General features: G+C 68.0%; 16 protein-coding genes. 7 read left to right on the forward strand and 9 right to left on the reverse strand.

Annotated features, from left to right (window positions below):
* Positions 1 to 25 precede the first annotated feature (25 nt).
* From OV287_RS43475 to OV287_RS43495, 5 genes are all read right to left on the reverse strand, one after another.
* Positions 26 to 733: a DUF1751 domain-containing protein gene (locus OV287_RS43475; protein WP_267539940.1), complete on the reverse strand. Its 708-nt coding sequence runs from the start codon at positions 731 to 733 to the stop codon at positions 26 to 28.
* Positions 734 to 901: 168 nt separating this feature from the next.
* Complete coding sequence (locus OV287_RS43480) at positions 902 to 1099, reverse strand: hypothetical protein (RefSeq protein WP_267539941.1); 198 nt, start codon at positions 1097 to 1099, stop codon at positions 902 to 904.
* 173 nt (positions 1100 to 1272) lie between these two features.
* Positions 1273 to 1488 carry a hypothetical protein gene (locus OV287_RS43485; protein ID WP_267539942.1) on the reverse strand — a complete coding sequence of 72 codons (216 nt, stop codon included), beginning with the start codon at positions 1486 to 1488 and terminating at the stop codon, positions 1273 to 1275.
* Between the two features lie 41 nt (positions 1489 to 1529).
* The gene (locus OV287_RS43490) at positions 1530 to 2726 is read right to left on the reverse strand and encodes an acetyl-CoA C-acetyltransferase (protein WP_267539943.1); all 1197 of its coding nucleotides are present in this window, start codon (positions 2724 to 2726) and stop codon (positions 1530 to 1532) included.
* 78 nt (positions 2727 to 2804) lie between these two features.
* Positions 2805 to 3455 carry a hypothetical protein gene (locus OV287_RS43495; protein WP_267539944.1) on the reverse strand — a complete coding sequence of 217 codons (651 nt, stop codon included), beginning with the start codon at positions 3453 to 3455 and terminating at the stop codon, positions 2805 to 2807.
* A gap of 150 nt (positions 3456 to 3605) precedes the next feature.
* On the opposite strand from OV287_RS43495, the gene OV287_RS43500 reads away from it, so the two are divergent.
* Entirely contained in the window at positions 3606 to 4298 is a 693-nt protein-coding gene (locus OV287_RS43500) for a S1 family peptidase (RefSeq protein WP_267539945.1), read from the forward strand.
* Positions 4299 to 4325: 27 nt separating this feature from the next.
* On the opposite strand, the gene OV287_RS43505 is transcribed toward OV287_RS43500, so the two are convergent.
* Entirely contained in the window at positions 4326 to 4724 is a 399-nt protein-coding gene (locus OV287_RS43505; RefSeq protein ID WP_267539946.1) for a thioredoxin family protein, read from the reverse strand.
* A gap of 226 nt (positions 4725 to 4950) precedes the next feature.
* Here OV287_RS43505 and OV287_RS43510 point away from each other — a divergent pair, with 226 nt between their 5' ends.
* Positions 4951 to 5334: a response regulator gene (locus OV287_RS43510; RefSeq protein ID WP_267539947.1), complete on the forward strand. Its 384-nt coding sequence runs from the start codon at positions 4951 to 4953 to the stop codon at positions 5332 to 5334.
* A 24-nt stretch (positions 5335 to 5358) separates the two neighbouring features.
* Here OV287_RS43510 and OV287_RS43515 read toward each other — a convergent pair whose 3' ends face one another.
* A complete protein-coding gene (locus OV287_RS43515) occupies positions 5359 to 5862 on the reverse strand; it encodes a methyltransferase (RefSeq protein WP_267539948.1) in 504 nt (167 codons plus the stop codon).
* A gap of 63 nt (positions 5863 to 5925) precedes the next feature.
* Positions 5926 to 6858 (reverse strand): aldo/keto reductase, encoded by a 933-nt coding sequence (locus OV287_RS43520; protein WP_267539949.1) that lies wholly within the window; start codon positions 6856 to 6858, stop codon positions 5926 to 5928.
* 131 nt (positions 6859 to 6989) lie between these two features.
* On the opposite strand from OV287_RS43520, the gene pruA reads away from it, so the two are divergent.
* The 3 genes from pruA (at position 6990) to deoD (ending at position 10212) form a co-directional block, all read left to right on the forward strand.
* Positions 6990 to 8627, forward strand: a complete 1638-nt coding sequence (gene pruA / locus OV287_RS43525; protein ID WP_267539950.1) for an L-glutamate gamma-semialdehyde dehydrogenase — start codon at positions 6990 to 6992, stop codon at positions 8625 to 8627.
* Between the two features lie 100 nt (positions 8628 to 8727).
* Positions 8728 to 9432 (forward strand): hypothetical protein, encoded by a 705-nt coding sequence (locus OV287_RS43530; protein WP_267539951.1) that lies wholly within the window; start codon positions 8728 to 8730, stop codon positions 9430 to 9432.
* A gap of 69 nt (positions 9433 to 9501) precedes the next feature.
* The gene (deoD, locus tag OV287_RS43535; RefSeq protein WP_267539952.1) at positions 9502 to 10212 is read left to right on the forward strand and encodes a purine-nucleoside phosphorylase; all 711 of its coding nucleotides are present in this window, start codon (positions 9502 to 9504) and stop codon (positions 10210 to 10212) included.
* Here deoD and OV287_RS43540 read toward each other — a convergent pair.
* Positions 10206 to 11666, reverse strand: coding sequence for a sugar transferase (locus OV287_RS43540; protein WP_267539953.1), 1461 nt, complete (start codon positions 11664 to 11666; stop codon positions 10206 to 10208). The two genes, deoD and OV287_RS43540, sit on opposite strands and share 7 nt — an antisense overlap.
* 502 nt (positions 11667 to 12168) lie before the next feature.
* On the opposite strand from OV287_RS43540, the gene OV287_RS43545 reads away from it, so the two are divergent.
* Complete coding sequence (locus OV287_RS43545) at positions 12169 to 13458, forward strand: O-acetylhomoserine aminocarboxypropyltransferase/cysteine synthase family protein (protein ID WP_267539954.1); 1290 nt, start codon at positions 12169 to 12171, stop codon at positions 13456 to 13458.
* Between the two features lie 159 nt (positions 13459 to 13617).
* Positions 13618 to 15024, forward strand: coding sequence for a homoserine O-acetyltransferase family protein (locus tag OV287_RS43550; protein ID WP_267539955.1), 1407 nt, complete (start codon positions 13618 to 13620; stop codon positions 15022 to 15024).
* Positions 15025 to 15058: the final 34 nt, after the last annotated feature.

Consider the following 15058-nt stretch of genomic DNA (forward strand, 5'->3'; position numbering starts at 1 on the left):
TGCCCCCCGGGAGCCCCACTCGGAATCAGTTCAGAAACCGGTCATCCGGGCGATCTTCAGAGATGACGCGCAGGTGCCGCGAGCGCCCGCGCAGCTGCCGTTGGAGCCGCCAGTGCTGGAAGCGCAGCCACAGGTTCCGAGGACTCCCGCCGCGCACGTAGGCGAAGATGAGAACCAGGGAGATCAACGCGGGCAGGCGACTCGCAAAGCCGTAGAAGAGCGTGCTGAGGAGGATGAAGCCCGCGCCGATGCCGGCGAGGACATTGCCAGAGACGGGCATTCCCCAGAAGTTCGTCTGGCCCCGGCCGATGGAGAGGCCGAGCGCCACCCAGATGATGGTGGCCATCACGTTGCCGCCCGCATACACCCCCAGGGGGAGGAAGAGGCCGAGCACGGCTGTCAGGAATCCCGCCAGCACCGTGCCGCCAACAGCCACCTGGAGCAGGCGCTTCGAGCCCCAGAAGGACTCCAGGGCCCCACCGGTGGACCAGATGATGATGGCGCTGAAGATGATGCCGACCGGATCATTCTCGATAAAGGCGTAGGTGACAGGCTGCCAGAGCCTGAACCCGTAGAAGACCTGGTTGGGGACGAGCAACAGCAGGCTGCCCACCCCTTGGAGCAGCGCGAACAGCACCGAGCCCACCACGAGCCCGATCGCCAGCTTGGCCGCCATGGATTCCATGCCGGCGAAGCCGAATCCGCCGCCGCCATAGCTACGCATCGGTCGCATCCAACCCTCCTCACTCGGGACACCCGAGAGTCGTCCAAAGGTGGTGGAACACCGCCCGCTTCGCAACCGTTTCCGTCCACTTCCGGGCGTACCAAAGCGAAGGGCGCTCGCCCCCATCACTGGGAAGAGCGCCCCGGGGTCTCCGCCGTCACCGGCAGGACGTCCCGCTCAAGCCTTCGGACGGTAGAACAAGGTGATGGTCAGGCAGTGGAACTCCTTGTCGGAGGACTGCGTAACGATCTTGTCCACCACGTCCAGGTTCGAGTTCTCCTTGAGCCACTTGGTGATGTTCTCTCCCATGTTCTCGCGATCGCGCGCGAGCGTCGTGGAGAACACCTTGACTCCCGTGAAGTTGATGACGGCCATTCCCGACCCTCGTGTAGCCGAAGAGATTCCGCAGGTTTACCGCGAGTCTTGACGGCCATCAAGGAAACGGCCCGAAATTCCGGCCCTTTTCCTGCTCGGTGCACGACACCCCACCCTACCCCGCAGGAGGGGCAGCCAGCCCGAGACGTGGGGCAGCTGCCCTCCAGGCTCGGCTACCGGGAGGCCGCGGCGCGGCGCGCCTGGCAGGACAGCTCGTCCTTGCACGAGGGCCCAATGCCATCCGGGTGAGCCCCCAGCGGCGTCTTGTCGCTCTCCTCCACGCCACACACCACGCACTTGCGTTTGCGGTTGCGGCGCTCGGCGCGTCGCTGCTCGGCGATCGCCTTGGCCCGCTCGCGGGCCGCCTTCGCATCCAGCTCGTTGCTCATCGTCATAGGTTCCGTTGGATTCATCTGGGAGACCGCGAGGTTCAGAGCGCCTCGATCAGCAGCGCGATGCCCTGGCCGCCGCCGATGCACGCCGAGCCGATGCCGTAGCGGGCACCCCGGCGCTTGAGCTCATAGGCGAGCGTCATGGTGATGCGCGCGCCCGAGGCGCCCAGCGGGTGGCCCACGGCGATGGCGCCGCCGTTGACGTTCGTCCGCTCGCGCGGCAGGCCCAGCTCCTTCTCCACCGCGAGGTACTGCGGAGCGAAGGCCTCGTTCACCTCGAAGAGGTCCACGTCGGACAGCTTGCACTGGGCGCGCTCGAGCAGCCGGCGGATGGCCGGGGCCGGGCCGATGCCCATCACCTTCGGGTCGCACCCGGAGATGCCCCAGTTGACCAGCCGGGCGATGGGCTTGAGGCCGTGCTTCTCCACGTAGCTCCGGGTGGCCATCACCATGGAGCCCGCGCCGTCGCTGATGCCGCTGGCCGCGCCCGCGTGCACCACGCCGTCCTTCTTGAAGACCTTGGGCAGCTTCTTCAGACCCTCCACCGTGGTGTCCGGCCGGTTGTGCTCGTCCTTGGCGAACTGCGTCTCACCCTTCTTGCTCTTCAGGGTGACGGGGCAGATCTCCTCCGCCAGGCGGCCCGACTCCTGGGCGGCGGCGAAGCGCTTCTGCGTGAGCACGGCGTACTCGTCCACGGCGTCCTGGGACAGGGAGTAGTCCATCGCGAGCTGCTCGGCGGTCATCGCCATGGGCTGCCCGGTGTAGCTGTCCGTGAGCGCCGTCCAGAGCATGTCCTCCATGCCGCCCTTGCCCAGCGGAATGCCCCAGCGAGCGCCGCGGATGACGTGGGGCGCCTGGCTCATGGACTCGGTGCCACCGGCCAGCACGCAGTCGGCCTGCTCGGTGAGCATCATCTCCGCGGCGGTGACGAAGGCCTGGAAGCCCGAGCCACACAGCCGGTTGACACCCAGCGCCGGCACCGGCACCGGCACTCCGGTGCGCAGCCCCACGTGCCGCGGCAGGTAGATGGCATCCGCGCTCGTCTGGACCACGTTGCCGTAGACAACGTGCTGGATGGACTCAGGCGACACCTTCGCCTGCTCGAGCGCGGCCCGGGCCGACTCCACGGCCAGATCGGTGGCGCTCAGCTCCTTTAGCGAGCCGCCGTACGTACCGAAGGCCGTACGCTTACCGGACAGGAAGTAGATTTCTTCGCTCTTGGACACGCTCTTCATCGCGGGACGACTCCAGACGGGCTGAAAAGATTCGTTCTTCCTACTCTCCAAACGAGTGCCGTGCACGCCCCAGGTGCATCAGACCGGGCGCTCGCTCCCCAGGAAGAGACCGGCGACGATGGCAAGGGCCACGACCGTCCACAACACTCCTTGGAGGTTCTGTCGGCGAATCTCCCTTTGGCCGAGCCCCCGGTACCATGCCTGCCCCGACCGCAACCGCTCTGCCCAGGTGAAATCTTCCAAAGGTTTGAGCCCCTGGAGTCGCATCCGGTGAGCCTGAAGCAGGCGCTCGGGAGGAACCCCCGGAAATCCCCCAGAGCGATAACGGCCGGGGACCTCGAAACCCGGCCGCTTGTAATCGGCGGTGAGCACGAACCCCTCGGGAGCGAGCGGGGTGAGGAGATAGACGCGAGGCTCACCCTGAGGCGAGAAATGAAGGGTGGCGAAGGTGTGCTCGCCAGGGTGTGCGAAATCGTAGGAGGCGGTCCCCTTCTGAAAGCGGGGCTTCTCCACATGACAACCCAGCGGCATGAAGCCCAGGGCCTGGAGCTGGCCCGCCAGTGGAGCGAGCTCCGGTGGGAGCTGCATCCGCTCGGCGTCCGTCTCAGGCCGGAGACGGACGCTGCCAGGGGAGAGGAAGAGGACGGCACGCCAGAAATTGAGGAGCAGCAGCTTCACGGCCATGCCCAACACGACGAGCACGAGGAGCAGCTCGGCGAGGGGGTTCATGGTGGAGCTCCCGGCGACATGGGGCGCGCACCCTAGCGCGGCAACTGCCCGGCCGCACGCCAGCTGAGCGGACCTGCGGGAATACCCACTGTCCGGCCGTGCACATCGTCTCTGCCAGCGGGGCAACGGCTGCGCCGCGGGAGGACGGGGATGCGAGCGAGGAGACTCTCGAGGCTGGCCGGGGTGCTGGTGGTGGCGGGGCTGGTGGCGTGCGGCTCGTCGAAGAAGCAGGAGGAGCCAGAGGACACGCAGCAGGCCTTCCTCACCCTGCGGGATGCCACGGTGACGCTCTTCCCCGGGCATTGCGCGGGCGTGATTGTCGAGGACGGGCACCATGCCCTCACCGCCGCGCACTGCATCGACGTCCCTCCAGGAGAGCGCCAGCCCGTGGTGCTGCGCAGCGGGCGGATGCTTAGCGGCGTCGTGAAGGTGGTGGACAGCATGCGGGACCTGGCCGTCATCCGCTTCGACGAGGCGGCCCCGGTGCGCCCGCTGCACGTGGCCACCACCCTGCCCATTCCCGGAGAGGGGCTCCTCTTCTTCGGCCGCACCGACCGCCCAAACGAGCCGCAGGAGGTGGAGCTGAAACGGCTCGGACGCTGCCCCTCGCTGCCAGGTGTGCCCCAGGCGCTCTTCACCAGCCTGGACGGTGAGAAGGGAGACTCCGGCGCGCCGGTGGTGGACCGGCAGCTCCAGGTGGTGGGCCTGGTGCATGGAGGCGCGGCGTGCAGCATCGCAACGCCCACCGCTGACATGGCGCCCGTGCTGGACACGCTCGTTGCGGAGCTGGCCCGGCCCGGAGCTGAGCAAGGCGTCGGCGGCAGCGGAGGCGCTGGCCAGTAGTCTCTTTCCCCAAGAGGGCTCGCCGGCTCACGCCCCGTGGAGCCCCACCCGGACCCGCGCCTTGCTGGCCTGGTATTCCGCCAGCTTGTGCCGCACCTCGCCCATGTCCAGCGCGCGCGCCTGCTGGATGACATCCTCCAACATCGGCTCCGGCAGCGCCCCCACGTGGTTGAGCAGCAGGAAGCCGTCACGGAACACCATCAGTGAGGGCAGCACCTGCACGCCCATCACCTCCACCAGCTCCGGCTGCCCGTTCACCTCCACCCGGGCGAAGGTGATGTCCGGATACCGCTCGGCCATCCCCTCGAAGACAGAGCCAAAAGCTCGGCAGGGCGAGCACCACTTCGCCCACCATTCGATGAGTAGGATGCCGGGCCGCCCCAACGTCGGCCCAAAGCTCTTGCTGTCCAGGGACACCACCGACATGGGACTCCTCCTGAAGGGCCGCGCTGCACCACGTCCCCCTAAAGGTAGGAGCCAGCGGACCTCGGAGCAGATTCACCCCGCCCCACTCGGAAAAGACGATCCGTCCCTCTTCCTAATCCTCACTATTCGAGCGAAACTGAACACCTCCGCGACGGGGGTTATGGGCCCGCGAATACCCCCGGTGAAATCGGAATGCGGAAGCAGACCCTTAAAGGTGGAGAGCCCCGTGAAGCCCAGAGTCCTGATCGTGGATGACTCGTGGTCCATGCGCCAGACGCTGCGGCTGTTGCTCGCTCCGGACTTCGACTGCTCGCTCGCCGAGAACGGGATGTCCGCACTCGATCAGGTGCGTCAGAACCCGCCCGACATCATCGTGTCGGACGTGAACATGGACGGCATGGACGGGTATGAGCTGTGCCGCCGGGTGCGCGCCGAGCCTCCGCTCCAGAACGTGCCCTTCCTCTTCATCAGCGGCCACGCCCCCCGCCTGGGCATGCCCGAGGCCGGCGACGCCTACCTCATCAAGCCGGTCCAGCCCGCCGTCCTCATCGCGCGGCTGAATGAGCTGCTCCAGCCGCGCCCGCTCGCGGCTGCCGCGGCCCAGAGCTGATCGCCCCGGCGGAAGCGCCGGACCTCAATTCCACAAGAAGCTGTCCGCACCCCGGTGGGCAACGCCCAGCTGCGCCAGGTATTTGCGCTCCTCGCGCACCATCCGCCGGAAGGACTCGAGCTGTAGGGCAACCGCGACGAAGGCCAGCGGCATCCACAAGGACCAGGCGGTCACCTGCAGCAGGATTCCCACGTAGATGGGATTCTCCAGGCCGCGATAGAGCCCCGTGGTCTGAGGCTGTGCCGGCAGGTTGGCCGACACCGAGAACGAGCGAGCGCGCGCGAGCTGAATCTCCCCCGCGAGCTCCATCCCCAGCCCCATGGCCTGCACGGCCACCACGAACCAGCCCCACCCACCCGGCAGCTCCAGCGCGAAGAAGAACGGAGCCACCAGCAGCAGGAGCAGCAGCGGCATCGCACGCGGCATGATGATGCGCTGGCGCTCCTCTGGCGGCGTGCGCGCCAGGACGATGGCTTCATTGAGCAGAAGACCCACGAACAGGATGCGACTGACGGTCAGCGCGGTCATAACTCTCCTGGATGAATGCCAGGACGTAGTCAGCTGACGCGACACAGGCAATGCGCCTGAGTGTCAGGGGTTCCACCACACGGCGCCCTTGCCCTCGATGGCCTGCACCGCACGCCGGCGCACCTCCGCCATCTGCTCGGCCGAAAGGGGCTCGAAGGCCACGGCGGCGTGAAGCGCGGCGTCCTGCTCGTTGGGGAAGCTCATCCCCAACAGAGCCACATCCGGATCCAGAGTGAGCGTGTAGCGCACGCACTCCTCCACGCCGAGATGCGGCAGCGAGGGCGCCCCCGCCTCGGCCCCACCGGAGCTCACCTTGCCGCGCGGACGTGCTTGGAGCGGGCGCCCGTAGCCCTCGGTGTCCCCGAGCAACTTGCCGGCCCCGAAGGTCTTGAAGGTCACCGTGCCCACCCCCTTTGCCTTCGCCAGCGGGAGGATCTCCTCCACGTAGCGCGGGTGGACGAAGGGCCCCACGGGGAACATCACCACGTCACAGCGGCCGGACTCGAGCGCGGCGCGCAGCACGTCCGGGTGGTGGCTGGAGAGGCCCCGAAATCGCGCCTTGCCCTGGCGCACGCACCGCTCCAGTTCCTCCAGACCCCCGCCTAGCGCCGCCAGCCGCTCCCACGTGTCCAGCTTCGAGAGGTTGTGGAAGACGAAGAGGTCCACCGCCTCCAGCCCGAGCCGCCGCAGACTCTCCTCCACCTGCGGAGTCACCGGCTGATCCAGGAAGTCCACCTTGTCGATGACGAACATACCCTCGCGCCGACCTCGCAGGGCCTCGCCGACGATCTGCTCGCTGTAGCCGTCCTCGTAGCCGGGGGCGGTGTCGATGACGTTGAGCCCGGCGTCCATAGCGCGGTGCAGCGTGGCCACGCACTGCGCCAAGGGGACCGAGCGGTCCGCCAGGTCACCCATCCCCACCCGAGTGGCCTGAAAGCCGGTACGCCCGAGCTGCCGTCGAGCCTGGAAGCGAGGAAGCGGTCGTTCGCCTGACATGGAAGCCTCAGTCTGGGTGATGGATGTGATGTTCACAGGTACGGGTTTTACATACCCCGAGGATTCAACCATCGAGACGAAGGGCTATGCTCCAGCGCCCTTTTCCCAATTTCTCCCCCGAGGAGCTCCGCGTGATCAACGCCAACGTCCGCGTTCCCCCGCCGCAGAACGAGCCCGTCCTCTCGCACGCGCCCGGTAGCCCCGAGCGCGCCGAGTTGCAGGCGACCCTCAAGCGCATGGCCTCCGAGCAGATCGAGATTCCGATCCTCATCGGCGGCAAGCGCATCAAGTCCAGCAAGACGGACACGGTGCGGATGCCGCACAAGCACTCGCACGTGCTGGCCACGCTGCACGAGGCGGACGCGAGCCACGTGGAGCAGGCCATCCAGAACGCGCTGTCGGTGAAGGACGAGTGGGCGCGGATGCCCTTCGTGGAGCGCGCGGCCATCTTCCTGCGCGCCGCGGAGCTGCTGGCCACGAAGTACCGCCCCATCCTCAATGCCGCCACCATGCTGGGCCAGTCGAAGACGGCGCACCAGGCGGAGATCGACGCCTCGTGCGAGGCCATCGACTTCCTGCGCTACAACGTGGCCTTCGCGCAGCAGCTCCTGAGCGAGCAGCCGGTGAGCCCGGCGCAGACGTGGAACATGCTGGACTACCGTCCGCTGGACGGCTTCGTGTTCGCGGTGGCGCCGTTCAACTTCACGTCCATCGCGCTCAACCTGGCCGTGGCCCCGGCCATCATGGGCAACGTGGTGCTCTTCAAGCCCTCGAACACGGCGGCCCTCAGCAACTGGTACAACCTGGAGCTGCTGCGCGAGGCGGGCCTGCCCGACGGCGTCATCAACATGCTGCCGGGTGACGGCCCCACGGTGGGCAACCCTGTCATGGCCAGCCCGCACCTGGGCGGCATCCACTTCACCGGCTCCACGCCCACCTTCCAGAGCATGTGGCGCACGGTGGGCGAGAACATCTCCCGCTACAAGCAGTACCCGCGGCTGGTGGGCGAGACGGGCGGCAAGGACTTCATCTTCGTGCACACCTCGGCGGCGGATGACCTGGACGCGGTGGCCACGGCCATCGTCCGCGGCGGCTACGAGTACCAGGGCCAGAAGTGCTCGGCGGCCTCGCGCATCTACGTGCCCGAGTCCATGTGGCCGAAGCTCAAGACGCGGGTGCAGGAGATGATCGCCGAGCTGCGCATGGGCGACGTCACCGACTTCCGCAACTTCATGGGCGCGGTCATCGACGAGAAGTCCTTCAAGCGGACGTCCTCGTACATCGAGCTGGCGAAGAACAGCGGCTCGGAGGCCACCATCGTGGCCGGCGGCGAGGCGGACCGGAGCGAGGGCTGGTTCATCAAGCCCACGCTGGTGCAGCTCACCAACCCGCGCCACCGCATCATGCAGGAGGAGATCTTCGCGCCGGTGGTGGGCCTGTACGTGTACCCGGACGCGAAGTTCGAGGAGACGCTGCGCGAGTGCGACTCGAGCGCCACGTACGCGCTCACGGGCGCGGTGTTCGCGAGGGATCGCAAGGCCATCAGCACGATGATGCGTGAGCTGCGGCACGCGGCGGGCAACTTCTACATCAACGACAAGCCCACCGGCGCCGTCGTGGGCCAGCAGCCCTTCGGTGGCTCGCGCGCCTCGGGCACCAACGACAAGGCGGGCTCCATGCTGAACCTGGTGCGCTGGACGTCGCCGCGCACCATCAAGGAGAACCTCGTCCCGCCCACCCGCGTCCCCTACCCGTACATGGGGCAGTAGGCCCCGGGTCCGAAAGCACGAGGCTCCGGTTGTAGGAAGAAGGGCTCGGAACCGCGAGGGAGACCTCAGGTTTCCGGGCCCTTCGCCGTCTGGCGAGCACATGCACACGCACGAAGAAGCGCCACGGACACTGGCCGCGACGACGCCACAGGGACACACCCTGATCCTCCGGCGCTTCGACTCCGCGGAGGAGGGACCGAGCTATCAGCTCTCCGAGTACTGGAACTATCTGACGGCCGCCCCCCGGCATCGCCGTCCCCCCGCAGGTCTCCCCGAGTCCTTCCCGTCCCTGGACAGTGCCCTCCAGAGCGCCTGGGAGCACTGGCGGATTCCCCCCGAGGCCTTCGGCGACATCCACCTGGGCCGAAGGGTGACCCTCGACTTCATCGAGGCCCTCCGGAGCAATGCGCTGGGCCCCCTCGCCCTGGGAATGTCATCGCGAGCCCTGGTGGAACACCTCGGGATGCCCGAGAGCGTGCATCGCGTCTCCAAGGGCGTGGTCTGCTGGTTCTATGGCTCCGTGCAGCTGCTCTTCATCGACGATGCCCTCTACAGCCTGGAGATCGACCGCGGAGCAGGAGACTTCACCAGCCTCCGCTTCGAGGGTTGGTTCCTGGAGCGCACTACGACCCGGGCCGGGCTCGAAACAGAGCTGACGCGCCACGGGGTGCCCTACGCCCAGGAGACACGGATGGATCTTCCCGTCATCCGGGTCCCACTCACGAGGACAGGCGCCGGATTCCTCTTCGACTTCCATCCCTGGGACGACACCCTCCACGCGCTGTACTGGAAACACGGCGAGTGAGCGGCCTCATAAGCGGCGGAAGGCCATAACCTCTTCGCCTGGACGGCGGAGGGGCTATGCTCTCGCGCCATGCCTACTCCCCATATCTCCGCCGCGCCGGGAGACTTCGCCGACGTGGTGCTCATGCCCGGCGACCCGCTGCGCGCCCGCTACATCGCCCAGCGCTTCCTCCAGGACGCCCGCGAGGTCAACTCGGTCCGCAACATGTACGGCTTCACCGGCCAGAGCCGCGGCCGCAAGGTGTCCGTCATGGGCCATGGAATGGGAGTCCCCTCCATCTCCATCTACGCCACCGAGCTCATCCAGCAGTACGGCGCCCGCGTGCTCATCCGCGTGGGAAGCTGCGGCGCCCTCCGCAAGGACGTGAAGCTGCGCGAGGTCATCGTCGCGGTCGGCGCGGGCACCGACTCCAACGTCAACCGCATGCGCTTCAAGGGCCAGGACTTCCCCGCCGTGGCGGACTTCGCCCTCGCCCGGCAGGCCGTCGAGGCCGCCGAGAAGCGCGGCAAGCCCGTGCGCGCCGGCTCCGTGTTCACCTCGGACCTCTTCTACGCCCCGGGCGGGGAGAACTACGAGGTCCACGAGCGCATGGGCATGCTCGCCGTGGAGATGGAGGTCGCGGGCCTGTACGGCGTGGCCGCCGAGTTCAACGCCCGCGCGCTCGCTCTGCTCACCGTCTCGGACCACCTGCGCACCGGCGAGAAGCTCAGCGCCGAAGAGCGGCAGACCACGTTCGACGAGATGATCGAACTGGCCCTGGACGTAGCCGCCGCTCAGTAGGCGCCGGTGCGCCGAAACACGGCCGGCAACGTCCTGAGGAGAATCTCCAGGTCCAGCCAGAGCGACCAGCGGTGGATGTACTCGCAGTCGAGCCGGACCACCTCCTCGAAGTCGGTGATGGAGCTGCGGCCACTCACCTGCCACAGGCCGGTGATGCCCGGCAGGGCGCCCAGCCGGCCGAAGTGGTGCTCGCGGTAGGTGGCCAGGTCCGACTCGAAGAAGGGCCTGGGCCCCACCAGCGACATCTCCCCGCCCAGCACGTTGAAGAGCTGGGGCAGCTCGTCCAGGCTCCACTTGCGCAGCACGGCGCCCACGCGGGTGACGCGAGGGTCATTCGGAATCTTGAACAGGCGCGCGTCACCGCTGGTGTTGAGGTGGGCCAGCTTGGCCTTCTCCGCGTCGGCGCCCACCCGCATGGTGCGGAACTTCATCATCTTGAAGGTGCGGCCGCCCTGCCCCACCCGCTCCTGGGCGAAGAAGACGGGCCCGCGCGAGTCGAGCTTGATGGCGATCGCGATGAGCGTGAGCAGCGGGGAGATGGCCAGCAGCCCCAGGCCCGCGCCCAGCAGGTCCACCATCCGCTTGACCCACATCTGCTGCGCGCGCAGCGAGGGGACGGTGAGCTCCATGAAGGAGAGCGAGCGGTAGGAGATGGGCGAGGGGCGCACCCAGCCGAGCCGGTCATAGCGGGACACGGCCAACAGGCGGACGCCGGAGGACACCACGGCCTCCATCAGCAGCTTGATCTGCTCGTCGTCCACGAGGCCGCAGAGCACCACGGTGTCCACGGCGTTGTGCTGCAGCACGGTCCAGAGGTCATCCACGGAGCCGAGCACCTTGCCCTGCCCGTCAGAAGGCAGCTCGGGCACGGAGGGGGAGACCCACCCCACCACCTCCAGCACACCAAAGTGCTCCAGGCGCTTGTGCACCCGCTGGCAGGCGGGGTCATCCGGAGAGCCCACCAGCATCACGCGCTCGGCGGGAGAGTGGAAGGCGGGGATGCGGATGAGCCGGGCGATGACCCGGTCGAGCAGGAAGCGGTTCAGCATGACGCCGGCGCCCAGACCCGCCACGGCCGTCAGGTAGTGCACCACCACGGGGGCAATGCCGCGCAGCCACAGGTCTCGCCAGAGCACCAGGCCCACCGCGAGCAGCACGCCGCTGAAGATGCGCCGCAGCGAGCGCCAGTCGTCTCCCGAGTGGTAGGCCCCGGCGATCAGCAGGCCCACCACGAGGGCTCCGCCCATCTGCCATCCGCCAGCGGACCCGAGCGGGGGAACGGCCCAGCGGGTGGCGGCATCGAGCGGCTCGAGCTTGTGACTGGTCTGCACGAGGTTCAGCGCCGTGCGGACCATGAGGAAGGCCACGATGTCGGCGACGAGCAGCAGCAGCGTGCGCGAGGAGGCCCGTAGGGCATGCATCAGCAGCGTGCGGGAGGCGCGGCGCTGCAACACGACACGAGGAGGAACCAACCAGAGAGGCTTGGCTGGGACCGCGACCGCGAGGAATCGGCCCGACGCGGTGGTCGTCCCGGGGGGAGGGACTGGCGAGGCAGGGGGGCTCACTCCGTTATTTTGCCACCTCGCTTCCGAGCGAGTCCATGCTTGAACCGGAATAAAGACCCGACCTGCGGGGTTGGAACCCCCCTCGCGCTCGCCTGGCCGCTACACACCGGCCATCATATTCCGTCCGTCATGACGGATATCCTGTTTAACGGACGTCTTGACAGGATGACGGAGGAGGTCCATCTTGCAGCCCGTCATGACCTTCGCGCCCATCGCCTGTCGTCGAATGCAGATGCCGAGTGGTGGGCCTGTGCCCGCCGCCGGTTGACCGACGTTCGGCGACCCGTGGCGAGCAGAGCGGAGCCCACCATCCCGCGAGGGTCGGTGGGCTTTGTCGTGTCTGGCCTCCGGTGCCCTCGTGGCTTTTTCAGCCCACCCGAGGAGCACCTCCATGAGCACGAATCCGTCGCAGTCCAAGCACTTCGAGACCCTGGCCCTTCACGCTGGCTACGAGCCCGATCCCACCACGGGCTCGCGCGCGGTGCCCATCTACCAGACGACGAGCTACCGCTTCCGCAACGCGCAGCACGCGGCGGACCTGTTCGCGCTCAAGGAGCCGGGCAACATCTACACGCGCATCATGAACCCCACGACGGACGTCTTCGAGAAGCGCATCGCGGCGCTCGAGGGCGGAGTGGGAGCGCTGGCGGTGGCGTCGGGACAGGCGGCGGAGACGCTCGCGCTGCTGAACATCCTCAAGGCGGGTGACGAGCTCGTCTCGGCCACGAGCCTCTACGGAGGCACGTACAACCTGTTCAAGGTGACGCTGCCGCGGCTGGGCATCCAGACGCGCTTCGTGGATGCGAACAAGCCGGACGAGGTGAAGGCGGCCATCGGCCCGAAGACGAAGGCGCTCTACATCGAGTCGGTGGGCAACCCGCGGCTGGACATTCCGGACTTCGAGGTGCTGGGAGCCATCGCGCGCGAGGCGGGGATTCCGCTCATCGTGGACAACACGGCGCTATCGCCGGCGCTGTTCAACCCGCTGCGCCACGGGGCGAACATCGTGGTGCACAGCGCGACGAAGTACATCGGCGGCCACGGCACGTCGATTGGCGGCGTCATCGTGGACGGCGGCAACTTCCCCTGGGACAACGGCCGCTTCCCCGAGTTCACCGAGCCCAACCCGGGCTACCACGGACTGCGGCTGACGGAGGCGCTCGGGCCGGCGGCCTTCATCGTCAAGGCGCGGCTGGAGGGCCTGAGAGACCTCGGGCCGGCGCTGAGCCCGTTCAACGCGCACGCCTTCATCCTCGGGCTGGAGACGCTGAAGCTGCGGGTGGAGAGACACTCGGAGAACGCGCTGACGGTGGCGAAGTGGCTGCGGCGGCACCCCAAGGTGGAGTGGGTGCGCTACCCGGGACTGGAGGAGGATCCGTCCTTCGCGAACGCAAAGAAGTACCTGCGCAACGGAGCGGGCGGACTGGTGACGTTCGGGGTGCGGGGCGGAGTGGAGGCGGGACGGAAGCTCATCGATGGCGTGAAGCTGTGGAGCCTGCTGGCGAACATCGGAGACACGCGCTCGCTGATCATCCACCCGGCGAGCACGACGCATCAGCAGCTCACCCCCGCGGAGAGGCAGAGCACGGGAGTATCGGACGGACTGGTGCGACTGTCGGTGGGCCTGGAACATCTCGACGACTTGCAGGCGGACCTGGAGCAAGCGCTCGCCGGATCCTGAACTCCCACTCCTCCCCCACTCTCCCCTCGCCCTCCGGGAGAGGGACAGGGTGAGGGTGCCACGCCTCCCGGGTTGCCCCCGTGAATGCCCCCTCTCCCTCTGGGAGAGGGCTGGGGTGAGGGTCACCGCCCGCGCATCTCTACTCACAGGAACTCCGCCATGACCGCATCGCCCAGTGTCTTCGATCTCTCACTCCCCGACCTGCCGCTGGAGGCAGGAGCGCGGGTCATGTCCCACGTGGCACGAGGCTGGTGGTGGGGACCCGAGAAGGACCTGCCGTGGCTGCGCGCACGAGGCCACGTCCTCCCCGAGGAGACGGTGCGAAAGAACGCGCTGCGAGTCGTGCGCCGCACGAAGAAGGAGCTGCGCCAACTCACCGTGTCCCCAAGGAGCGAGCGCCCCGCGAGCCCGGACCCCACGGTGCCCACGGTGCTGCTGGTCCACGCGTTGACGGGAGACATGCGCGCGGGGGGAGAGGGCGGGTGGTGGGAGCCGGTCATTGGCCCAGGACGAGCGCTGGACCCAGAGCGGGTGCGGTTGCTCTGTTTCAACAACCTGGGCTCCTGTTACGGGAGCTCGGGCCCGGCGGACGAGGGCTTCCCCCAGCGAGTGGAGGATCGCCGCTTCGGTGCACCCAAGCCGCTGCTCAAGGGAGACCTGCGGCAGAACGAGCACTCGCTGCCGGCCACCGTCACGCCGTGGGACCAGGCGCGGGCCATCTTGCAGGCCTTGGACGCCCTGGGCCTCGAGCGCATCTCTCTCGTGGTGGGGGGCTCGCTAGGAGGAATGATCGTCCTGTGCCTGGCGGTGCTGGCACCGGAGCGCTTCGAGCGCATCTGTCCCATCGCGGCGGCGGAGGAGGCAAGCCCGTGGGTGGTGGGGTGGAACCACGTGGCGAGACAGGCGCTGCTGTTGGACCCGGAGTTCCCCGTGGCGCCCGTGCGAGGCCTGGAGCTGGCGAGGCAGCTCGCGATGCTCACCTACCGAGCGGAGCCTGGCCTGCAATCGCGCCACGGAAGAAACCAACCCCGGCCGGGACAGACCCAGGGCTCCGGCTGGTCATCCCGGGCGCTGTACCCCATCCAGAGCTACCTGGAGTACCAGGGGGCGAAGCTCCGGGCGCGCTTCGACGCGCGGACGTACCTGGCGCTGCTGGGCGCGATGGACCACCACGATCTCGCGCGTGCACCCGAAGGGGACACGCGCGAAACCTGGGGCGTGCCGCGCATCCGGGCGAGCGCCCTGTGCGTGGGAATCGACAACGACCAGCTCTTCTACCCCGAGCACATGGAGCGACTGACGAGCCGCCTGCAGGCGCTCGGGCGCCACGCGGAGTACGCCGAGCTCTCCAGCCCCCACGGGCACGACGGCTTCCTCATCGAGTGGGAGCCGCTCGAGGGGCTGCTGAGGCGCGCACTCGCCCTGCCCTCCTCCCGGCACCCCAGGAGCGCGGGGACGTCCACGCCAGGGGACTCCCCCTCCACGCCCGAAACGGCGGAGGCCGTGTGCCCAGCCTCGCTGCCCTCGAAGACGTACGCTTTGTCCACTCGGCCCGCTCCTTGCTGAGAAGTAGCGTGGGGGAGGTTGACCGGAGAGGTCA

Source organism: Archangium lansingense (assembly GCF_026626635.1).
Taxonomy (GTDB): Bacteria; Myxococcota; Myxococcia; order Myxococcales; family Myxococcaceae; genus Archangium; species Archangium lansingense.